This window comes from Bordetella ansorpii (assembly GCF_900078705.1).
In the GTDB taxonomy this organism is placed as follows: Bacteria; Pseudomonadota; Gammaproteobacteria; order Burkholderiales; family Burkholderiaceae_B; genus Bordetella; species Bordetella ansorpii_A.
In genome coordinates, this window is the sequence record NZ_FKIF01000007.1 from 827,522 (window position 1) to 847,970 (window position 20,449).

The 20,449-nt window shown below is 67.2% G+C and carries 18 protein-coding genes; 5 read left to right on the plus strand and 13 right to left on the minus strand.

What is annotated here, in order from left to right:
* Entirely contained in the window at positions 1-1,257 is a 1,257-nt protein-coding gene (locus A6745_RS19415) for a D-amino acid dehydrogenase (protein ID WP_066130700.1), read from the minus strand.
* Between the two features lie 165 nt (positions 1,258-1,422).
* Positions 1,423-2,469, minus strand: a complete 1,047-nt coding sequence (locus A6745_RS19420) for a CDP-6-deoxy-delta-3,4-glucoseen reductase (protein WP_066130702.1) — start codon at positions 2,467-2,469, stop codon at positions 1,423-1,425.
* Positions 2,470-2,656: 187 nt separating this feature from the next.
* On the opposite strand from A6745_RS19420, the gene A6745_RS19425 reads away from it, so the two are divergent.
* From A6745_RS19425 to sugE, 4 genes are all read left to right on the plus strand, one after another.
* A complete protein-coding gene (locus A6745_RS19425; protein WP_066130703.1) occupies positions 2,657-3,376 on the plus strand; it encodes a gluconate 2-dehydrogenase subunit 3 family protein in 720 nt (239 codons plus the stop codon).
* Positions 3,377-3,379: 3 nt separating this feature from the next.
* A complete protein-coding gene (locus tag A6745_RS19430; RefSeq protein ID WP_066130705.1) occupies positions 3,380-5,158 on the plus strand; it encodes a GMC family oxidoreductase in 1,779 nt (592 codons plus the stop codon).
* Positions 5,159-5,169: 11 nt separating this feature from the next.
* Positions 5,170-6,462, plus strand: a complete 1,293-nt coding sequence (locus A6745_RS19435; protein WP_066130709.1) for a c-type cytochrome — start codon at positions 5,170-5,172, stop codon at positions 6,460-6,462.
* A 202-nt stretch (positions 6,463-6,664) separates the two neighbouring features.
* The gene (sugE, locus tag A6745_RS19440; RefSeq protein ID WP_066130711.1) at positions 6,665-6,982 is read left to right on the plus strand and encodes a quaternary ammonium compound efflux SMR transporter SugE; all 318 of its coding nucleotides are present in this window, start codon (positions 6,665-6,667) and stop codon (positions 6,980-6,982) included.
* Positions 6,983-7,069: 87 nt separating this feature from the next.
* On the opposite strand, the gene A6745_RS19445 is transcribed toward sugE, so the two are convergent.
* The 3 genes from A6745_RS19445 to A6745_RS19455 form a co-directional block, all read right to left on the minus strand.
* Positions 7,070-7,942: an MOSC domain-containing protein gene (locus A6745_RS19445; protein WP_066131420.1), complete on the minus strand. Its 873-nt coding sequence runs from the start codon at positions 7,940-7,942 to the stop codon at positions 7,070-7,072.
* Positions 7,943-8,040: 98 nt separating this feature from the next.
* Positions 8,041-8,589 carry a DUF924 family protein gene (locus A6745_RS19450; protein ID WP_066130713.1) on the minus strand — a complete coding sequence of 183 codons (549 nt, stop codon included), beginning with the start codon at positions 8,587-8,589 and terminating at the stop codon, positions 8,041-8,043.
* Positions 8,590-8,683: 94 nt separating this feature from the next.
* Positions 8,684-9,916, minus strand: coding sequence for an MFS transporter (locus tag A6745_RS19455; protein WP_066131422.1), 1,233 nt, complete (start codon positions 9,914-9,916; stop codon positions 8,684-8,686).
* A 77-nt stretch (positions 9,917-9,993) separates the two neighbouring features.
* Between A6745_RS19455 and A6745_RS19460 the strand changes: the two genes are divergently transcribed.
* Positions 9,994-10,986: an AraC family transcriptional regulator gene (locus A6745_RS19460; RefSeq protein ID WP_066130715.1), complete on the plus strand. Its 993-nt coding sequence runs from the start codon at positions 9,994-9,996 to the stop codon at positions 10,984-10,986.
* 153 nt (positions 10,987-11,139) lie between these two features.
* On the opposite strand, the gene thpD is transcribed toward A6745_RS19460, so the two are convergent.
* The 8 genes from thpD to A6745_RS19500 form a co-directional block, all read right to left on the minus strand.
* Positions 11,140-12,063 carry an ectoine hydroxylase gene (gene thpD / locus A6745_RS19465; protein WP_066130717.1) on the minus strand — a complete coding sequence of 308 codons (924 nt, stop codon included), beginning with the start codon at positions 12,061-12,063 and terminating at the stop codon, positions 11,140-11,142.
* 16 nt (positions 12,064-12,079) lie between these two features.
* Positions 12,080-12,478 carry an ectoine synthase gene (locus A6745_RS19470; RefSeq protein WP_066130719.1) on the minus strand — a complete coding sequence of 133 codons (399 nt, stop codon included), beginning with the start codon at positions 12,476-12,478 and terminating at the stop codon, positions 12,080-12,082.
* The gene (gene ectB / locus A6745_RS19475) at positions 12,475-13,782 is read right to left on the minus strand and encodes a diaminobutyrate--2-oxoglutarate transaminase (RefSeq protein ID WP_066130721.1); all 1,308 of its coding nucleotides are present in this window, start codon (positions 13,780-13,782) and stop codon (positions 12,475-12,477) included. Before ectB ends, A6745_RS19470 begins: the two co-directional genes overlap by 4 nt.
* Before the next feature lie 96 nt (positions 13,783-13,878).
* The gene (gene ectA / locus A6745_RS19480; RefSeq protein WP_066130724.1) at positions 13,879-14,460 is read right to left on the minus strand and encodes a diaminobutyrate acetyltransferase; all 582 of its coding nucleotides are present in this window, start codon (positions 14,458-14,460) and stop codon (positions 13,879-13,881) included.
* Positions 14,457-15,017 carry a MarR family winged helix-turn-helix transcriptional regulator gene (locus A6745_RS19485; RefSeq protein WP_066131423.1) on the minus strand — a complete coding sequence of 187 codons (561 nt, stop codon included), beginning with the start codon at positions 15,015-15,017 and terminating at the stop codon, positions 14,457-14,459. The genes ectA and A6745_RS19485 overlap by 4 nt, the downstream gene beginning before the upstream one ends.
* Positions 15,018-15,363: 346 nt before the next feature.
* Complete coding sequence (gene parC / locus A6745_RS19490) at positions 15,364-17,679, minus strand: DNA topoisomerase IV subunit A (RefSeq protein WP_066130727.1); 2,316 nt, start codon at positions 17,677-17,679, stop codon at positions 15,364-15,366.
* Positions 17,680-17,731: 52 nt separating this feature from the next.
* A complete protein-coding gene (locus A6745_RS19495) occupies positions 17,732-18,310 on the minus strand; it encodes a YcxB family protein (RefSeq protein ID WP_066130730.1) in 579 nt (192 codons plus the stop codon).
* Positions 18,310-20,274, minus strand: a complete 1,965-nt coding sequence (locus A6745_RS19500) for a DNA topoisomerase IV subunit B (RefSeq protein WP_066130733.1) — start codon at positions 20,272-20,274, stop codon at positions 18,310-18,312. The genes A6745_RS19495 and A6745_RS19500 overlap by 1 nt, the downstream gene beginning before the upstream one ends.
* Positions 20,275-20,449: the final 175 nt, after the last annotated feature.

Consider the following 20,449-nt stretch of genomic DNA (forward strand, 5'->3'; position numbering starts at 1 on the left):
TCATGAGCCCAGAAAGGGGAAGTCAGGTTCCGGCCTGCGTCCGCTGAGCAGGTCGGCTAAGGCTCGTCCCGAACCCGCGCCCATGGTCCAGCCCAGCGTGCCATGGCCCGTATTGAGATACAGGTTGGGGATGCGGGTCTGGCCGACGAGCGGTACGTTCGAAGGCGTGGACGGGCGCAGGCCCGACCAGTAGTCGACGCCCTCGAAATCGAGGGCGTCGGGAAAGAGCTCGCGCGCCAGGCGCAGCAGGGCATCGCAGCGCGCCGCGTTCAGGCCGCGGTCGTAGCCGGCGAGCTCCGCGGTGCCCGCCATGCGCAGGCGGTTGCCCAGGCGCGAGAAGACCACCTTGTGGCTGCTGTCGGTCAGGCTGACGGTGGGCGCGCGCTCGGGCGCCAGCACCGGAAACGTGGCCGAGTAGCCCTTGGCGGGATAGACGTTGCACGGCACGCCCAGCGGACGCACCAGGATGGGCGTGTAGCTGCCCATGGCGACCACGTAGGCGTCGGCGCAGAGCCGGCTGTAGCGGCCATCGGGGCCGATCAGTTCGACGGCCTGCACGCTGCCGCCGACGCTTTCCAGGCGCGTGGCCTGGGTGTTGAAACGGAACTCGACGCCGGCCGCCTCGCAATGCTGCGCCAGCGCGGCGGTGAACAGGTGCACGTCGCCGCTTTCGTCCTCGGGCGTGTAGTCGCCGCCGACGATGGTGCCGCGATGCGGCGCCAGCGCGGGCTCGATGGCGATGACCTCATCGGGCCCGATGACGCGCCGCTCGACGCCGAAATCGCGCATCAGGCCGGCGGCCTGCTGCGAGGCTTCGAACTCGTGCGGATCACGGTAGAAATTGAGGATGCCGCGCTCCAGGTGCTCGTACTGGATGCCCATCTGGGCGCGCATGCCGCGCAGCGTGGAACGGCTGTACTCGGCCATGCGCACCATGGCGCGGATGTTGGGCGCCAGGCGCGACGGCAGGCATTCGCGCAGGAAGGCCAGCCCCCACATCCATTGCCGCCAGTCGAGCTGCGGACGGAACAGCAGCGGCGCGTCGTCGCGCACCAGCCACTTCAGCAGCTTGAGGGGCGCCTGGGGATTGGCCCAGGGCTCGGCGTAGGACACCGAGATCTGGCCGCCATTGGCCAGGCTGGTTTCCTGGGCCGGGCCGGCGCGGCGGTCGATGACCACCACGTCGTGGCCCGACTGGCTGAGCCACCACGCGGTGGAGACGCCGATGATGCCACTGCCCAAAACCGCTACTTTCATGCGCGAATCGCTCCCTGCGTGCGAAGCCCGTGCGGAACGGCCGAAAGCCGTGCGTCCCGTCCGGGGTGCTGGTCCGGCAGTGTACCGTGATGGCCTGCCGCATTCGTCATTTCAATGCGTAAAACAGGGCCTGGCAAGGCCCTGCAAGCATCGTGCCACGGGCGCTCAGCCCGCCGCGCGCGCCAGGTCGGCTGCCGAGGTGAACGCATCGGCGTAGAACTCTTCGGCCGGCAACCCGCACTGCAGGCTGAACTCGCGGCGCGCGGCATCGACCATCAGCGGCGTGCCGCAGGCATACACCTGGTGGCCCGACAGGTCGGGCAGGTCCTGGATGACGGCCTCGTGCACGTAGCCGGTGCGGCCCTGCCAGCCGTCTTCGGGCAGGCCATCGGACACCACCGGCACGTAGCGCAGGTTGGGCAATGCCTGTTCCCACGAGCGGGCCAGCTCGTCCATGTACAGGTCCCGGGGACGGCGGCCGCCCCAGTACAGCGTGACCGGGCGCGTGATCTGCTTGTGCAGCATGTGCTCGACGATGGCCTTGACCGGCGCGAAGCCGGTGCCGCTGGCCAGCAGCACGATGGGCTTGGCGCTGTCCTCGCGCAGGAAGAACGAACCGAACGGCCCTTCCAGGCGCAGGATCTCGCGCTCTTTCATCTGCGTGGCGCCGGCGCCGAAGACGTGGTCGGTGAACAGGCCGCCCGGCAGGTGCCGGACGTGCAGTTCGAGCGGGCTGCCGCTGTGCGGCGCGCCCGCCATCGAGTAGCTGCGGCGCTTGCCGTCCTTCAGGATGATCTCGACGTACTGCCCCGCGTAATAGCGGAACTGCTCGGCGGCCGGCAGTTGCAGCTTGATCACCACCACGTCGGGCGCGACGCGTTCGAGTGCCTGTACGCGCGAGGGCAGCTTGCGGATCTGGATGTCGGTGGCCAGCCTCACCTCGGCGGCTTCCACGACCAGGTCGGTCCGCGGACGGGCCTGGCAGAACAGCGTGTAGCCGCGGGCCAGTTCCTCGGGGGCCAGCACCTGGGCCGGATACGGACCTGCGTCGTACTCGCCTTCGAGCACCTTGCCCTTGCAGGTGGAACACGCGCCGGTGCGGCAGCTGTACGGCAGCACGAGACCGGCGGCCATCGCGGCCTCCAGCACGGTCTGGCCGGACTCGACCTGGAATTGATGCTTGCTGGGTTGGATCGTTACCTGAAAGCTCATGATCTGGTGGCGGATACCCGCTTGCCGATGCCACGCGGCAGAGCGCGTGGTCCGGGATCGGGCTGAATTATGGACGTCGAATTGTCAGATTCTAGCGCCCGAACCCGCCAGACAGCTTTCTTTAAGGTTTACGGAAGCTTGGATGCGTAGAATCCCTGCCGCTAGACATCTATATGTGTGGAACACGATGACCAACAACACCGAACCGCGGCGCCGATTCTTGCAACAGATCGTCGCCGTGGTGCCGGCAACCACCCTGGCCGGCAGCGCCGGCGTGGTCGCCGCCACCGCAGCAGCACCGGCCGCCGCGGCGCCCGACGCAAAACCCTACTCCCCCCTCTTCTTCAACGACGCGGAATGGAAATTCCTGCAGGCGGCCGTGGATCGCCTGATCCCCGCTGACGACAATGGCCCCGGCGCCATCGCCGCCTGTGTGCCCGAGTTCATCGATCGCCAGATGGACACGGCCTACGCCCACGGCAAGCTGTGGTACATGCAGGGCCCCTTCCACCCGGAAGTGGACGCCACCTACGGCCATCAATCGAGCCTGGTGCCGCGCGACATCTATCGCCACGGCATCGCGGCCTGTGATGCCTACTGCAAGGGCAAGTTCGGCGACAAGGTTTTCGCGGACCTGGACCACGCCGCACAAGAGCAGGTGCTCAAGGAAATGGAAGGCGGCAAGCTCGACTTCGAGAAGGTGCCCTCCAAGATGTTCTTCGGCTTCCTGTGGCAGAACACGAAAGAAGGCTTTTTCTCGGACCCGCAATATGGCGGCAACCGCGGCATGGTCGGCTGGAAGATGATCGGCTTCCCCGGCGCGCGCGGCGACTTCCTCGACTGGCCGGCCAAGGGCAACGTGAAGTATCCGTACGGCCCCGTTTCCATCGCAGGCGAGAAAGGTTAAGTCATGGCAATCAAGAAAGAAAAAGTCGACGTCGTACTGGTCGGCTTCGGGTGGACGGGCGCCATCCTGGGGCAGGAACTGACCGAGGAAGGCCTGAAGGTCGTCGCGCTGGAGCGCGGCAAGTTCCAGGACACCCCCACCGACGCGGAATACCCCAAGGTGCTGGACGAGCTAGCGTACTCGGTGCGCGGCAAGATGTTCCAGGACCTGTCCAAGGAAACCGTCACTATCCGCCACAGCATGGCCGAGACGGCGGTGCCCTATCGCCAGCACGGCTCCTTCCTGCTGGGCGACGGCGTGGGCGGCGCGGGCTTCCACTGGAACGGCATGCACTACCGCAACCTGCCGGAAGAACTGGTCATGCGCACGCGCCACGTCGAGCGCTACGGCAAGGACTTCATTCCGGAAGGCATGCAGTTGCAGGACCACGGCGTCACCTACGACGACCTGGAACCGCACTACGACTTCTTCGAGAAGGTCTGCGGCACCTCGGGCAAGGCCGGCAACCTGAACGGCAGGATCATGCCCGGCGGCAACCCGCTGGAAGGCGCGCGCACGGACGAATTCCCGCTGCCGCCGCTGCAGCAGACCTACGCGCAGTCGATCTTCGAGAAGGCCGCCCGCGAGGCCGGCTACCACCCCTACCCCGCCGGCGCCTCGAACGCCTCGGCCGCGTACACCAACCCGTACGGCGTGCGCCTGGGCCCCTGTAATTTCTGCGGGTTCTGCGAGAACTACGGGTGCTTCATGTACTCGAAGGCCTCGCCGCAGACGACCATCATGCCGGTGCTGCTGAAGAAGGACAACTTCGAGCTGCGCACCAACTCGCACGTCGTGCGCGTCAACAAGGACGCCTCGGGCAAGATGGCCACGGGCGTCACCTACATCGACGCGCAGGGCCGCGAAGTCGAGCAGCCGGCCGACATGGTCATCCTGTGCGCGTTCCAGCTGCACAACGTGCGCCTGATGCTGCTGTCGGGCATCGGCAAGCCGTACGACCCCGTCGCCAACGAAGGCGTGATCGGCCGCAACCTGGCCTATCAGATGAACGGCGGCTTCCGCATCGTCATGCCCAAGGGCAACTACTTCAACCCCTTCGAAGGCACGGGCGGCGGCGCCTGGTCGTTCGACGACCTGAACGCCGACCAGTTCGACCACAGCCAGCTGGGCTTCATCGGCGGCGCCGTCGTGCGCCAGGCCACCACCGGCGGCCGCCCGATCAAGCAGGCCCAGCCGATTCCGGGCTCGCCCTCGTGGGGCTCGGGCTGGAAGGCCGGCATGATCGATGGCTACCAGCGCACCTTCGGCTTCGGCATGTCCGGCTCGGTGATGGCCTATCGCGACGCCTACATGTCGCTGGACCCCACCTACAAGGATGCCTACGGCCAGCCGCTGCTGCGCATGACCTTCGACTGGCACGACAACGAGTACAAGATGCTCGACTACGTCGGCAAGCAGGCCGAGAAGGTCGCCCAGGCCATGGGCGCCGAGAAGTACATCAAGAGCGTGCGCAAGCCCGGCTCGCACTGGGACACCCGCGTCTATCAAAGCACCCACCTGACCGGCGGCGTGACGATGGGCGCCGACCCGCGTGAAAGCGCCGTGAACCGCTACCTGCAGAGCTGGGACATGCCCAACCTGTTCGTGATGGGCGCCAGCGCCTTCCCGTACAACATGGGCTACAACCCGACGGGCCTGGTGGGCGCGCTGGCCTACTGGTCGGCCAAGGCGATCCGCGAGCAATACCTGAAGAACCAGGGCCGGCCCCTGGTCCAAGTGTAAGGAGCGCCACAATGATGAAGCGCCATATCATTGCGGCCGCCTTCGCGCTGTTCGCACACAACGCCCTGGCGGCCGATGCCGCCGACCAGCAGATGATCAAGCAGGGCGAGTACCTGGCCCGCGCCGGCGATTGCGTCGCCTGCCACACGGCAAAGGGCGGCAAGCCCTTCGCCGGCGGCCTGGGCCTGGAGTCGCCGCTGGGCACGATCTACTCGACCAACATCACGCCCGACCGCGACACGGGCATCGGCAACTACAGCCTGGAAGACTTCGACCGCGCGGTGCGTCACGGCGTGGCCCGCGACGGCCACTCGCTGTACCCCGCCATGCCGTTCACGTCCTACGCCAACGTCAGCCCCGCCGACGTGCGCGCGCTGTACGCGTATTTCATGCACGGCGTCGAGCCCGTGCGCCAGGAAAACAAGGACACGGACATCTCGTGGCCCATGTCGATGCGCTGGCCCCTGAACGTGTGGCGCTGGATGTTCGCGCCCGACGTCGTCGACGCCCCGGCCGTGCCGGCCGACAGCGGCGATGCCGTGCTGCGCGGCAAGTACCTGGTCGAGGGCCTGGGCCACTGCAGCACCTGCCACACCCCGCGCGGCGTGGCCTTGCAGGAAAAGGCGCTGAGCGACAAGGACGGCACCGCGTTCCTGTCGGGCGGCAAGATCGAGGGCTGGCTGGCCAAGAACCTGCGTGGCGACATGCACGACGGCCTGGGCACCTGGACCGAAGCGGACATCGTCGCCTTCCTGAAGGGCGGCCGCAACGAGCACTCCGCGGCCTTCGGCGGCATGGCCCAGGTGGTCGAGGACAGCACGCAGCACCTGACGGACGCCGACCTGGCCGCCATCGCCAAGTACCTCAAGACGCTCTCCCCGGCCGATCCCAAGGCCACGCAGGCCCTGACGTACGACGACTCCACGTACAAGGCCCTGTCCAGCGGACAGGCCACCGTGCGCGGCGCGATGGACTACATCAACAACTGCGCGACCTGCCACCGCACCGACGGCCGCGGCTGGACCGAAACCTTCCCGCGCCTGGCCCAGAGCACCACGGTGAACACCGAGGACCCCACCTCGCTGATCCACATCGTGCTGCAAGGCGCCGAAATGCCGTGGACGAAGGCAGCCCCGACGCACTACGCCATGCCCGGCTTCGCCGCGCGCATGACGGACGCCGAGGTCGCCGACGTGGTGACGTTCATCCGCAGCAGCTGGGGCAACAAGGCCCCGGCCGTGACCGCCTCGCAAGTGGCCGACATCCGCAAGGAAGTCCACGCCGCCGACGCGCCCAAGCGGTAAGCGAAGCAGGCCTGACGGCCGCCCCGAGCCCTGCATGGGGCTTGTGGCGGCCGTTTTCATTTGCCTATAATTCCACTTGCCCCGGGACGACCCGGGATCGCAGTCCCGCCGGATTCTCCGCGGCATCACCCGGACGGCGCCTCTACCGGGGACGGCCCCTTACCTGCCGGCGTCCCGCCGGCGCCACTGCAAGGGCTGTTCCATGACCTGGCTTATCCTCGTGCTTGCCGGACTACTTGAAGTCGTCTGGTCCATCGGCTTGAAGTACACGCACGGTTTCACGCGTCCTCTCCCCTCCGTCATCACCGTCGTGGCCATGGTCGCCAGCTTCTGGCTGCTGTCGCAGGCCATGAAGACCCTGCCGCTGGGCACGGCCTACGCCATCTGGGTGGGCATCGGCACCCTCGGCGCCTTCATCGCGGGCATCATCCTGTTCGGCGAATCGGCCAGCACGGCGCGCATCGTCAGCGTGGGACTGATCGTGGCGGGGCTGGTGGGATTGAAGCTGTCGGCGGGCTGATCCCCACCCCCTCGTGAGAAACCGCCCCCGCACGGCGGTTTCCTGCTCGCTGCTGCCGGCCGGCCTGCGGACCGGGCCGACCCGGCCTCAGAAATCCAGTTCGATCCCGACCGGGTCGCCCGCGCGCAATCGCACGCGCTCCCGCTGGGCCACGATGGCGTTCCGGCCAAACACCACACCGGCATCCAAGGTGCGATAGCCCGCCAGTGTGCGGCCGGGCTCGTCACCCTGCACGGCGGTGGCCTGGTCCACGTCGGGCACCGAGCAGCGCGTACAGGGCTTGACGAGCGCCAGGCGGGCCGCGCCCGCCGTGATCATGGCGGTGTAGTCTTCCTCGAACGCCGCCCATTCGCCCTGCACCACGATGTTGGGCCGGAAGCGGTTCATCGGCACCGCGGCCTTGCCCTGCGCGGCCAGGCGCGCGTTCAGGTCATCCAGCGAGGCCTGGTTGGTCACCAGCAGCGGAAAACCGTCGGCGAACCCGAACAGATGCTCGCCGTCGAAGCCTTCGGCCAGATCGGGGTGGCCGTCGCGCCAGCGGTCCACCCACTCGGCATTGGCCGGGCGGTGGGCCTGTACGTCGATCTTGAACAGCCGGCACGACCGGCCCAGGACCTGACTGAGCCATTGCGCGGCGCGGGGATGTTCGGCGCGGGCCAGGACGGCATCGCGCCACACCACCACGCGCTCTGCGGTACCGGCCAGTTCGGAACCGTCCAGGGGCACGTCCAGCGGCGCCATGCCAGGGGCGCTCAGGCGCAACATGCCATCGGCCAGTGACGTACGGATCAGCGCCATGGCGGGCCATTGCCGCTGGGTCATGAACTGGCCTGCCTCGTCGACCAGCATCCAGCGCCGATCATGCGCCAGGCCGGCGCGGTCCAGGTCGGACTCCGCCAGATCGATGCCGGCGCAGGACTTGATGGGGTAGATGTGCAGGCTGAGGATGCGGGCGGACATGGGAGGAAACCGGTCGGTGGCGAAAGCCGCCAGCATAGCGCGATCCTGTGGCGGTGCGTGCTTGCGATGACCGGGAGACCCGCCCGGCGCGGGCCGCATCAACCGGAGAACCCGCCCTCCGCCAGGAACCGCAATTCTTCCGCTGTGGACTCGCGCCCCAACTGCGGATTGCGATGCGGAAAGCGCCCGAAGCGCTCGATGATGCGCTGGTGAACGATTGCGAAATCCAACCAGTGCGGGTCCAGGGCCGCCATGAGCCTCACCGCGGTGGCCTGGTCATCCAGATTCTCCGAGTGTTCGAAAGGCATGTAGCAGAAGGCCCGCAGCGCCACGTCGACCTGCGCATCCAGCCCCCCGTCCACCGCCAGGCGCGCAAAATGGCGCGCCAGCGGGTCCGTGGCAAACATGTGCGCCGTGCCACGATAGGCATTGCGCGGGAACTGGTCCAGCAGGATCAGCAATGCGAGCACGCCGTCCGCCGTGCGGGCCCAGTCGTCGCGTTCGCGCCGCGCGGCGGCCATGTGCAGGCCTTCCCAGCGCCGCCGGAAATCCTGGTCGAACTGGAAGTCCTTGCGGAACCAGCGCTGCGGTCCCGCGTCGCGCCAGAACTGCAGCACGCCCTGTGCCGTATCTTCGTATTGCCGCATCGGATGCTCCAAGGCAATGTGAAGGCTCGAAGCTTAGCAGCGAGTCAATCGCCAGGGGTTTCCCGCCCCTTCACGGCGCCAAGGCGGCGAACGATCAGCCGTGCAGGACAGGGGCGTGCTCCGAATCCTGGTGCGGCGCCGGTTCGACCCGGACGCGCCAGGCAATCAGCAAGGCCGCGCACAACATCACCAGGCCAGCCACCATGAACACGGCGGCCACTCCGCCGAAGCCGAACACGGCGCCTCCGAGCGCGGCCCCCATCGCGATGGACGATTGCACCGAGGCCACCACCATGCCTCCCGCGCTTTCGGCCTGATCGGGCACCGCGCGCGCCACCCAGCTCGACCACGCCACCGGGACGCCGCCGAACGCCAGGCCCCACAGTGCCACCAGCGACATCAATCCCGCCACAGGCAGGGGCAACAGGATCATTCCCAGCGCCGCGCCGCCGACCAACGCCGGCATCAGCACCAGCGTGACCCGCAGGCTGCGCTCCATCAGCCAGCCCGCCAACAGCGTTCCGGCGAAATTGGCGGCGCCGAAGCCCAACAGCATCAACGCCAAGGCCTCGACATCGACATGCGCGATGCTCTGCAGCGCCGGCCGGATATAAGTGAACAACGCGTACTGCCCCGTATGCGCGAGCACGCAGCCCAGCATGCCTGTCGCAATGCCAGGCCGGCGCAGCAACTCGATCACGGAGGCCGTCCGCGCCGACTGGCGCGGCGCCATGCGTGGCAGCGCGTACCACTGCACCGCCAGCGTCAGGACGCCGACCGCCGCGGCGGCGATGAAGGCGCTGCGCCAGCCGTACAACCCGCCCAGGTAGCTGCCCAGCGGCACCGACACGACCGTGCCCACCGCGATGCCACTGAAGATGATCGACAGCGCCCGCGGCACCCGCCGGGGCGGCACCAGCCGCATCGCGACGGCGGCGGCCATGCTCCAGAATCCGCCGAGGGCAACCCCCAGCAATACGCGCATCGCCAACAGCGCGAGCAGACTGTCGGACAGCGCCACCAGCAGATTGGACGCGATCATCAACAGCGTGAATCCCAGCAGCACCCCGCGGCGGTCCATCCCCCGCGTCAACCCGGGCACCAGCAGCCCGGCAAACAGGGCCACCCCCGCGGTGACCGTAACCGCCTGCCCCGCCAGCGCCTCGGAAACGCCGAGATCGGTCGCCATGGGGGTCAGCAGACTGGCCGGCAGATACTCCGCGGTCAGCAGCCCGAATACACCAATCGCGAGCGAGAACACCGCCAGCCAAGCGCCAGGAGGCACTCGTCCCATATCCCGACCCGCTTCGTCAGGCTCATCATTCATCTGTTTTTCGCGCATTGCCGAACATCCTTGGTCAATCTTCAGAGGCTTCAGTCTAGGGACAAGGAGCAGGATGATCTATGATGAAAAATCCTGTTTTCTTGACCGAAACGACGAACATGACGCAACAGGAATCGTTCGCCCCATCCACGGATCTCATCAGCGAACTGCTCACGGGCATGCGCTTGCGCGGTGTCCAGTACCGCCGCATCCAGGCAGGCCCGGATTTTGGCCTGGCATTCAAAAGCCGGCCGGGGCATGCTTATTTTCATTACCTGGCCGTCGGCCACGCCCAACTGAGGACAGACGACGGCGCCCTGCACACGCTGCCCGCCCGCAGCGCGGTGTTCCTGCCTCGCGGAGACGCCCATCAGTTGCTGTCCCGGGCGGACCTGCCCGTGCAGGACATCGATACTTTCCAGGCCGCCCCCCTCGGCGATGCGGTCAGCGGCGTGGACACCTGTCCCAGCACCCATCCCGTGCCCAGCGCGGTGCTCTTCTACGGGTGCATGACGTTCGACCTGGGGGGCATGCACGCCCTGGCGAGATTGATGCCGGCCATCATGATCGCCGAGACCGATGCGCGACGTTACCCCGCGATGACGCCGATGCTCGATGCCATGAAGAGTGAGATATGCGCGGGCCGGATCGGCTTCGCGGGCATTCTGGCTCGATTGGCGGAAGTCATGGCCGCCATGATCGTGAGGGGCTGGGTCGAGCGCGGCCGCGATCACGCGACCGGGCTGGTGGCGGCGCTGCGCGATCCCCGGTTGGGCCGGGCCCTGCTCGCCCTGCACAGAAGGCCAGGACACGATTGGACGGTGGAAGAACTGGCGGCGCAATCGCACGTCTCGCGGTCGGTATTCGCGCAGCGGTTCCAGGCCATGCTGGGCACGCCGCCATTGCGCTACGCCATCCAGTTGCGGATGCGGCTGGCCTCTCAATGGCTGTCCGAAGACAGGCTGCCCATCGATACGGTCGCACAGCGTCTGGGCTATACGTCGCAAGCCGCCTTCAGCCGCGCATTCAAGCGCGTCACCGGTCATTCGCCCGGGGCCGCGCGGCAGCGCTGAGATCGGCCGCGTCATGCCACCAGCCTGGCCATGGCCAGGCCCCGCCCGGCAAGGCTCGCACCCAAAAAAAGCCCGCCATCGAAGATGGCGGGCCCCAGTCATACCGTGCGTCGCCGAGGCCGCGCCGGCACGCGGCCGCAGCGACGCGCGGCGTCACACGAGCTTGAGCGTGTCCAGCGGGGTCAGAGCCTTGAAGCTCTTGCGCGTGGCGATGTGCTCGGGGCGCGGATCCAGCCCGTACTTGGGCGGGTTCAGCGTGTTCTCCATGCTGTTGTAGACCATGAAGACGTTCGAACGCGGGTACGGCGAGATGTTGCTGTTCGAGCCATGCATGGTGTTGCAGTCGAAGAACACCACCGAGCCCGCCTTGGCCATCATCGTGCGCAGCCCGCCGCCCTGTTCGGTCAGCAGTTGCAGGCTGACCGCATCGGGCACGCCGTATTCCTGCTTCTTCAGCGACTGCTTGTAGTGATCGCGCGGGGTTTCACCCACGCACGAGATGAAGTGGCGGTGCGAGCCCGGCACCAGCATCAGCGGGCCGTTGGTGGCATCGTTGTCCGACAGCAGCACCGAGCAGCTCAGCGCGCGCATGGCGGGCATGCCGTCTTCCACATGCCACGTCTCGAAGTCCGAGTGCCAGTAGAACTCCTTGCCCTTGAAGCCAGGCTTCATGTTGGCGCGGGTCTGGTGCAGGTATACCTCGGAGCCCAGGATCTGGCGCGCCACGTTGACCAGGCGCGGCTCGCGCGCCAGGCGCTCCATGACCTGGCTGAACACGTGCACCATGAAGATGGAGCGCACGGCGTTGCTGCCGGGTTCGGTGATGGCTTCCTCGCGGCGCACGATGGCCGGGTCGCGCGTCATGCGGTCGACCTCGGCGATCAGCGCGGCCACTTCCTTGTCGGTGAACAGGTCTTCCAGCAGCAGGAAGCCGTCGCGCTCGTAGCTGCCCAGCTGTTCGGCGGTCAACGCGTTGGCATACTTGCCTTCGCCGTAGACCACGGGATCCTGGCGGGCCAGGATGGCGGAACCTCGGTCCGTGCGCGAGGCGTACGGATCCTTCGCAGGTGAGATCATGGATATCCTCCTGTCGTCAGGCCGCTTTCTCGACCGGCAGCGCGTAGACGCCATCGGCATCGTGCACTTCCTGGCCGGTCAGCGGCGGATTGAAGACGCAGATGACGCGCAGCGGCTCCTTGCCGCCGCACAGCCAGTGCTCGTCGTTCTCGTTCAGGGCGTAGACCACGCCGGGGCCCAGCGCGTGCGTCTTGCCGTCGGCGATCACTTCGATCGAGCCGTCGCCCTCGATGCACCACACGGCCTCGAGGTGGTTCTTGTAGTGGATGTGGGTGCGCGTGCCCGGAAAGATGGTGGTCTCGTGGAACGAGAAGCCCATGCCATCCTTTTTCAGCAGCACCCGGCGGCTCATCCAGGTATCGGTGCGGACCTCGTCCTCGGTTCCGATCACATCCTTGACGTTACGTACGATCATCGACGCTTTCCTCCAAAGTTGAGCACACGGGCGGGTTGGGCATCCTCGGCCAGGGCATCGGCCACGCTGGCCTCGATGATGTCCAGGCCACGGGTCAGCAATTCATCCTCGATGGTCAGGGCCGGCAGCACCTTCAGCACTTCGTCGTGCGCGCCGGCGGTCTCGATGACCAGGCCGCGCTCGAAAGCCTTGCGGGCGATGCGGTTGGCCAGGTCCGGCTGGTTGCCGGTGACCAGGCCCTGGATCAGGCCGCGGCCGCGCACCGACAGGCCGGCGTTCGGATAGCTGTGCGCCAGGTTCTCCAGCCAGTCGCGCACCAGGCGTTCCTTGCGCTGCACGTCAGTGGCGAAGGCATCGCTGGCCCAATAGGTTTCCAGCGCCTGCGTGGCGGTGACGAAGGCCAGGTTGTTGCCGCGGAACGTGCCGCTGTGGGCGCCCGGCTTCCAGACGTCCAGCTCGGGCTTCATCAGCACCAGCGACATCGGCAGGCCGAAACCCGACAGCGACTTCGACAGCGTGATGATGTCCGGGCGGATGCCGGCGGACTCGAAGCTGAAGAAGCTGCCGGTGCGGCCGCAGCCGACCTGGATGTCGTCGACGATCAGCAGCATGTCGTGGCGGCGGCACAGCTTTTCCAGTTCCTTCAGCCACCGCAGGGTGGCGACGTTGACGCCGCCTTCGCCCTGCACGGTCTCGACGATCACGCCCGCCGGCTTGTCCAGGCCGCTGCTGGGATCGTCCAGCATGCGTTCCAGATAGGCGATGGTGTCGACGTCGGGACCGAAGTAGCCGTCGTACGGCATGAACGTCGTGTTGCCCAGCGCATAGCCCGCGGCGTCGCGGAACTTCATGTTGGCGGTGGCCGCCAGCGAGCCGCCGGACACGCCGTGGAAACCATGCGTGAACGAAATGATGTTCGAACGGCCCTTGACCTGGCGCGCGATCTTCAGCGCGGCCTCGACGGCGTTGGTGCCGGTGGGCCCCGTGAACTGCAGGGTGTACTGCCAGTTGCGCGGCTTGAGCAGCACGCGATCCACGGTTTCAAGGAAACGCTTCTTGGCGCTGGTGGCCATGTCCAGGCCATGCACCACGCCGTCAGATTGCAGGTACTCGACCAGCTTTTCCTTGAAGACGGGATTGTTGTGGCCGTAATTGAGCGTGCCGGCGCCGCTGAAGAAGTCGATGTACTCGGTGCCTTCTTCATCAATCAGCAGAGAACCGCGTGCCTGGCTGAACACCACCGGGAACGAACGGATATAGCCTCGCACCTCCGACTCCATCCGTTCAAAAATTTTCAAGTCCATGGCAACTTTCTCCTTTAGTAGCTTAGGTTGACAGGCGAACACCTGCCCGCCGGTGAGCCAGAACGGCGCCGGTCGGAAGGCGTCACGGTGGTAGGGCTAGGCCGTCAGCGCAGCCCGGGCGGGGGCTTGCTGAAACGGACCTATCTTCAAGAGCATCTCGTCGTCGTGGTCGGCGCCACCGAAGGCCTGCCGGTCGAACAACGGCTGTTCCGCGACGTGGGCGCCGGCTTCGCGGGCCAGGCCGGTGAAAGTGCGGCGCGAGGCCTTGTTGTCGGGACCGACGGTGGTTTCGAGATGGCGTACGTGTTCGAGTCCCGGACGCTGCAGCAATTCGCGCAGCATGCGGCGGGCCAGACGGTGGCCTCGGGCGCGGGCATGCACGGCGACCTGCCAGACGAACAGCACGTCGGGGCGCTCGGGGATGGAGTAGGCGGAGATGAAGCCGTCGATGCGGCCGCCGCTGCTTTCAGCGACGATGCAGGTAGCGGCGTTGTGCTCGCACAGCAGCAGGTAGGCGTAGAGCGAGTTGACGTCCAGCGGCGGGCACTCGCCGATCAGGCGGTGGATGGCGGCGCCATCGTTGCGCCGCGGCTGGCGCAGGGTGTATTGCGCGGGGTCTGTGTCAGTGACACCGGTGTTGGGGCCGGTGGGTGTTGCATACAGATCGATTTTCTTCATACGACCAATCCCGATTCTGGCGGCGCTCCACCAGTGGGCACTTCAAGAATGGGCGAGGCCGGATCGCTGTGTGCTTCGATCGCGTGCCCCCCCTGTTCCATCAGTTCCACGATGCGTTCCAGCGCCAGGGTGATGGTGGCCTGCTCCAATTCGGGCAGGGCGTTCAGGCCGTCCGCCAGATGCTTCTGCAAGGGCGACGGCGCTTCGATGGCCAGGGACCGGCCCGCCTCGGTCGCGGACACGAAGACGATGCGGCGGTCTTCGCGGCCACGCTCGCGGCGGATCAGGCCCTTGTCCTCGAGCCTGTCCAGGATGCCCACCACGGTGCTGGGGCTGACGTGGATCTCGCGGCTGATCGCCGTGGCCGTCAGGGGACCGTTGGCGATGACCGTGCGCAGACACATCAACTGAGGCGCCGTGATGTGGCTGACCGCCGACAACTGCCGCGAGTGCAACGCGATCGAACGCGTAATACGGCGCAGCGCCCGCAGGATGCGCAGGTCGTACTGCTGCATCGACGGGGTGTTGGAGGAATCAGCGGTAGCCGAATTATTCATGGTGAAAATGAGTTCAGAAAAAATGATTTCTACCGAAATGATATGGCCGCGAGCCATTCCCGTCAACCCATGGCAGACGGAACTTTCCGTAAAAATGCAATTAATTAGGGAAAAATTAACAGAAGATGTTGCCATGACCGGTCACGGCAACTTCATCGTTACACGGAATACAGACCCGGCCCATCATGCAACCCGTCCCACCCAGCGGGGCAGGAACGACGCGGATGTTTCTGAAATGATTCGGGGACGGACGCCCTGCCCCGCCCCCGTTGCCAGGTCCGACAAATCGTTCCTGACGCGCCGTTACATCCGCGGCCGGGGCCAGGCCGGCCGCGGCCGCGGCGGTTTACTCGAACACCGGCGACAGCACCGGCTGCTTGGGCCGCACGTCCAGCTGGCGGCCCTTGCGGGCGCGCTTGCCCACGTAGGGTTCCAGCGCGGGGCCCGCCAGGATGTCTTCCGTGTGCTTGTTGCGGTAGACGCCCGCGGCGCGCAGGCCGCGGCGCCCGATCGGCACCACCTGCTGCACCCCGTCCTTGTCGTCCAGGCCCATCAGGATGGTGCCGCGGCCGCCGCCGGACAGCGCCTTGACCTCGTCCAGGCCGAACACCAGGAACTTGCCCTTGGCCGACAGCAGCGCCAATTGCAGCGCGCCTTCGAACAGCGGCACCGGACGCAGCAGTTCGTCGCCCGCTTCCAGCGACACGAACTGCTTGCCGGCGCGCTGGCGGCTGGTCATGTCGGACAGACGGGTCGCGAAGCCGAAGCCGCCGCGCGTGGCCAGCAGCCAGCGGCTGTCGGGCGCCGCCGCCAGCATGTGGGTGATGCGGGTGCCCGTTTCCAGGTCGATCATGGTCGTGACCGGCTGGCCGTCGCCACGCGCCGACGGCAGGCCCGCCACCGCCACGGTGTAGGCGCGGCCGTTGTCGCCCAGCGCGATCAGCGTATCCGTGGTGCGGCACTCGAAGGCGCCGTAGAGGTCGTCCCCCTGCTTGAAGGTGAACTGCGAGGCGTCATGGCCATGGCCCTGGCGCGCGCGCAGCCAGCCCTTCTGCGAGACGACCACGGTGACGGGCTCGTCGACCACGCGGGTTTCCAGCACGGCGCGCTCGGCGGTCTCGATCAGCGTGCGGCGATCGTCGCCGTATTGCTTGGCGTCGGCCTCGATCTCCTTGATCAGCTGGCGCTTGAGCGACGACGCATTGTCCAGCAGGTCCTGCAGCTTGAGCAGTTCCGCGCGCTTGTCGGCCAGCTCCTGCTCGACCTTGATGCCGTCCAGGCGCGCCAGTTGGCGCAGGCGCATTTCCAGGATGTCCTCGGCCTGGCGCTCGGTCAGGTCGAAGCGCTTCATCAGCGCCTCGCGCGGCTCGTCGGACTCGCGGATGGTCTGGATGACCTCATCCACGTTCAGGTAGACGATCATGCGCCCTTCCAGCACGTGGATGCGGTCGCTGACCTTCTCCACGCGGTGGCGCGTGCGGCGCAGCACCGTGGCCGTGCGGAACTGCACCCACTCGTCGAGAATGGCGCGCAGGCCCTTCTGGCGCGGCCGGCCGTCCAGGCCGATGCACACCAGGTTGATGGGCGCGTTGCTTTCCATGCTGGTCTGGGCCAGCAGGGTATTGACGAACTCGTCGCGGTCGACCTTCGAGGTCTTGGGCTCGAATACCAGGCGCACGGCGGCGTCCTTGCCCGACTCGTCGCGCACCGCGTCCAGCAGGCCCAGCATCATGGCCTTGGACTGCAGTTGCTCGGGGCTCAGGCTCTTCTTGCCGGCGCGGACCTTGGGATTGGTGATCTCTTCGATCTCTTCCAGCACTTTCTGGCCCGAGGTGCCCGGCGGCAGTTCGTAGACGACCAGTTGCCACTGGCCGCGCGCCATTTCCTCGAACTGCCAGCGCGCGCGCGCCTTCAGCGAGCCGCGGCCGCTGGCGTAGATGGCGGCGATGTCGGCGGGCGGCGTGATGATCTGGCCGCCCCCGGCGAAGTCGGGGCCCGGAATCAGCTCGGCCAGCCGGGCGCTGTCCATGTCGGGATGGCGGATCAGCTCGACGCAGGCGCGGGCCACTTCTCGCAGGTTGTGCGAGGGCATTTCGGTGGCCATGCCCACGGCGATGCCCGATGCGCCGTTGAGCAGCATCATCGGCAGCCGCGCGGGCAACTGCTGCGGCTCTTCCTGGCTGCCGTCGTAGTTGGGCACGAAATCGACCGTGCCCTCGTCCAGTTCGTCGAGCAGCAGGCGGGCGATGGGCGTCAGGCGCGCTTCGGTGTACCGCATCGCCGCGGCGTTGTCGCCGTCGCGCGAACCGAAGTTGCCGTGGCCGTCGATCAACGGGTAGCGCAGCGAGAAGGACTGCGCCATGCGGACCATGGCGTCGTAGGCCGCCTGGTCGCCGTGGGGATGGTATTTGCCCAGCACGTCGCCCACCACGCGGGCGGACTTGACGGGCTTGGCGCCGGACGCCAGGCCCATGGCCTGCATGGCGTACAGGATGCGGCGCTGCACGGGTTTCTGGCCGTCGCCCACGTCGGGCAGCGCGCGTCCGCGCACCACGGAAACGGCGTAGTCCAGGTAGGCCTGTTCGGCATAGGCGCCCAGCGTGATGGCGGCGTCGCCTTCCGGGGGGGCTGCGAACAGATCCGGTTGCTTCGTGTCGGTCATGGTGTGTCTGTGGCCTTGCGGAATATCTTTGAATGGAACGGCGTGCGGCGCATCAGGCGCCGGCCAGGCTGACGTCGGCCACATGCCGGCGCAGCACGCCGCGGACCTGGTCCAGCACGGCATCGGACTGGCCGCGCTTGGGCACGATCACGCCCTGCAGGCCGCCCAGCATCACGTACAGGTAATCGGCGCTTTCCTCGACCCGGCTGACGGCCTCCCAGGGCACGAGGCCCGAGACGCTGCCGGTGGTGTCGGCGATGCCTTCGTCGCTGAAATCGAGGCGATGCACGCCCAGGAAGGGCTGGTCGGCCTGCTGGCGCAGGAGGCGCCGCACGTTCATGCGGATCAGCACGGGCAAGAGGCGCTCGAAACCCAGCACCAGCACGGCCAGCGCGCCCAGCCCCAGCGCCACGGCCAACGCGAAATCGCGCGCGAACGGCGCCCAGTCCACGTTGCCGCCGTTCCAGGCGCGCGACAGCAGCAGCGCGCCCAGCCCGACGACGGTGATGACCGCGAAACGCTTGTGGCGCGCCCAGCGCTGGCGGCGCAGCGCGGGCTGCCGGTGCGCGCGTTCGACGAACGCGGCATAGTCGTCGGCGCGCAGGTCGACGGTCATCGAGGCCTGCGCCATCAGATGTCGAGCTCCGCCAGGTTGCCCTTTTCTTCGATCCAGGCGCGGCGCTGGGCCGACTCGCCCTTGCCCATCAGCATGTCGAACATGCGGGTGGTGTCGTCGGGCGTCAGCGCGCCGTAGCCCACCGGCAGCAGGCGGCGCGTATCCGGGTTCATGGTGGTTTCCCAGAGCTGCTCGGGATTCATTTCACCCAGGCCCTTGAAGCGGCTGATGCTCCAGCTGGCCTCGCGCACGCCTTCCTTGCGCAGCTTGTCCTGCGCGGCCTCGAGCTCGCCCTCGTCCAGGCAGTACATCTTGCGCGCGGGGCGCTTGCCCTGCGCGGGGACATCGAGGCGGAACAGCGGCGGACGCGCCACGAACACGTGGCCGGCCTCGACCAGGCGCGGAAAGTGGCGGTAGAACAGCGTGAGCAGCAGCACCTGGATGTGCGAACCGTCGACGTCGGCGTCGGACAGGATGCAGACGCGGCCGTAGCGCAGGCCCGACAGGTCGGGCGTGTCGTTCGGCCCGTGCGGATCCACCCCGATGGCCACGGCGATGTCGTGGATCTCGTTGTTGGCGAACAGGCGGTCGCGCTCGACTTCCCACGAATTCAGCACCTTGCCGCGCAGCGGCAGGATGGCCTGGAATTCCTTGTCGCGGCCCATCTTGGCCGAGCCGCCCGCCGAGTCGCCCTCGACCAGGAAGACCTCGGTGCGGGTGGCATCGCTGCTTTCGCAATCGGTGAGCTTGCCCGGCAACACGGCCACGCCGGAGCTCTTGCGCTTCTCGACCTTCTGGGCCGAGCGCACGCGCGCCTGGGCCTGGCGGATGGCCAGCTCGGCCAGCTTCTTGCCGTACTCGACGTTGCTGTGCAGCCACAGGTCGAGCGCGCTCTTGGCGAAACCGCCCACCAGGCGGACGGCGTCGCGGCTGTTCAGGCGTTCCTTGATCTGGCCCTGGAACTGCGGATCGAGCACCTTGGCCGACAGCACGAAGCTGGCGCGCGCGAACACGTCCTCGGGCAGCAGTTTCACGCCCTTGGGCAGCAGGCTGTGCAGCTCGGCGAAACCCTTCACCGCCGTGAACAGGCCTTCGCGCAGGCCGGACTCGTGCGTGCCGCCGGCTGGCGTGGGGATCAGGTTGACGTAGGACTCGCGCATGACGTTGCCGTCCTCGGTCCAGGCCACCACCCACTGCGCGCCCTCGCCTTCGGCGAAGTTTTCATGGTCGGCGCCGGCGTACTGCTGGCCGTCGAAGAACGGCACCATCAGTTCGGCGCCGGCCAGCGCCTCGGCCAGGTAACCGCGCAGGCCGTCGGTGTACTGCCAGGTCTTGACGTCGCCGGTCTTCTCGTTGATCAGCGACACCTTGACGCCGGGCAGCAGCACGGCCTTGCTGCGCAGCAGGTGCGTCAGCTCGCCCGTGGGGATGGCGGGGCTGTCGAAATACTTGGGATCGGGCCAGCAACGCACGCGCGTGCCCGATTTCTTGCGCGGTCCCGGCGCGTCGTAGGGCGCCAGGGGCTCGGCGACGTCGCCGCCCTTGAACACCAGCCGGTTGACGGCGCCATCGCGCCAGACGACGACTTCGAGCCGGGTGGCCAGGGCGTTGGTGACGGACACGCCGACCCCGTGCAGGCCGCCGGAGAACGCATACGCGCCGCCGCCCGCCTTGTCGAACTTGCCACCCGCGTGCAGGCGCGTGAACACCAGCTCGACCACGGGGGCGTTCTCTTCGGGGTGCATGCCAACCGGGATGCCGCGGCCGTCGTCCTCGACGGAAACGCTGCCGTCCGCATGCAGGATCACCTGGATCTGCTTGCCGTGACCCGCCAGCGCCTCGTCGGCGGCGTTGTCGATGACTTCCTGCACGATGTGCAGGGGATTTTCAGTGCGCGTGTACATGCCCGGGCGCTGGCGCACGGGTTCCAGGCCTTTCAAGACACGGATCGACGCTTCGGTGTAACGTGGTGTGGCCAAGTTATCCCCAAGATCTGTGGAAAAAAACCGACATTCTACGGACAGGCGCCCCGCCCGCGCGATTCCCGGTGGGATGCGCAGGACATGGGCAGCCCTGGATTCGGTACCATGGCGCATACGGTCCGTCCCGGTGATCCCGGACCTGCCGACGCGCCGCAACATCCTACACAAAAGC

Excerpts from the sequence above, each read along its gene's own strand:
- A6745_RS19415 (WP_066130700.1), bottom strand. The coding sequence starts at position 1,257 with ATGAAAGTAGCGGTTTTGGGCAGTGGCATCATCGGCGTCTCCACCGCG.
- A6745_RS19420 (WP_066130702.1), bottom strand. The coding sequence starts at position 2,469 with ATGAGCTTTCAGGTAACGATCCAACCCAGCAAGCATCAATTCCAGGTC.
- A6745_RS19425 (WP_066130703.1), top strand. The coding sequence starts at position 2,657 with ATGACCAACAACACCGAACCGCGGCGCCGATTCTTGCAACAGATCGTC.
- A6745_RS19430 (WP_066130705.1), top strand. The coding sequence starts at position 3,380 with ATGGCAATCAAGAAAGAAAAAGTCGACGTCGTACTGGTCGGCTTCGGG.
- A6745_RS19435 (WP_066130709.1), top strand. The coding sequence starts at position 5,170 with ATGATGAAGCGCCATATCATTGCGGCCGCCTTCGCGCTGTTCGCACAC.
- sugE (WP_066130711.1), top strand. The coding sequence starts at position 6,665 with ATGACCTGGCTTATCCTCGTGCTTGCCGGACTACTTGAAGTCGTCTGG.
- A6745_RS19445 (WP_066131420.1), bottom strand. The coding sequence starts at position 7,942 with ATGTCCGCCCGCATCCTCAGCCTGCACATCTACCCCATCAAGTCCTGC.
- A6745_RS19450 (WP_066130713.1), bottom strand. The coding sequence starts at position 8,589 with ATGCGGCAATACGAAGATACGGCACAGGGCGTGCTGCAGTTCTGGCGC.
- A6745_RS19455 (WP_066131422.1), bottom strand. The coding sequence starts at position 9,916 with ATGAATGATGAGCCTGACGAAGCGGGTCGGGATATGGGACGAGTGCCT.
- A6745_RS19460 (WP_066130715.1), top strand. The coding sequence starts at position 9,994 with ATGATGAAAAATCCTGTTTTCTTGACCGAAACGACGAACATGACGCAA.
- thpD (WP_066130717.1), bottom strand. The coding sequence starts at position 12,063 with ATGATCTCACCTGCGAAGGATCCGTACGCCTCGCGCACGGACCGAGGT.
- A6745_RS19470 (WP_066130719.1), bottom strand. The coding sequence starts at position 12,478 with ATGATCGTACGTAACGTCAAGGATGTGATCGGAACCGAGGACGAGGTC.
- ectB (WP_066130721.1), bottom strand. The coding sequence starts at position 13,782 with ATGGACTTGAAAATTTTTGAACGGATGGAGTCGGAGGTGCGAGGCTAT.
- ectA (WP_066130724.1), bottom strand. The coding sequence starts at position 14,460 with ATGAAGAAAATCGATCTGTATGCAACACCCACCGGCCCCAACACCGGT.
- A6745_RS19485 (WP_066131423.1), bottom strand. The coding sequence starts at position 15,017 with ATGAATAATTCGGCTACCGCTGATTCCTCCAACACCCCGTCGATGCAG.
- parC (WP_066130727.1), bottom strand. The coding sequence starts at position 17,679 with ATGACCGACACGAAGCAACCGGATCTGTTCGCAGCCCCCCCGGAAGGC.
- A6745_RS19495 (WP_066130730.1), bottom strand. The coding sequence starts at position 18,310 with ATGGCGCAGGCCTCGATGACCGTCGACCTGCGCGCCGACGACTATGCC.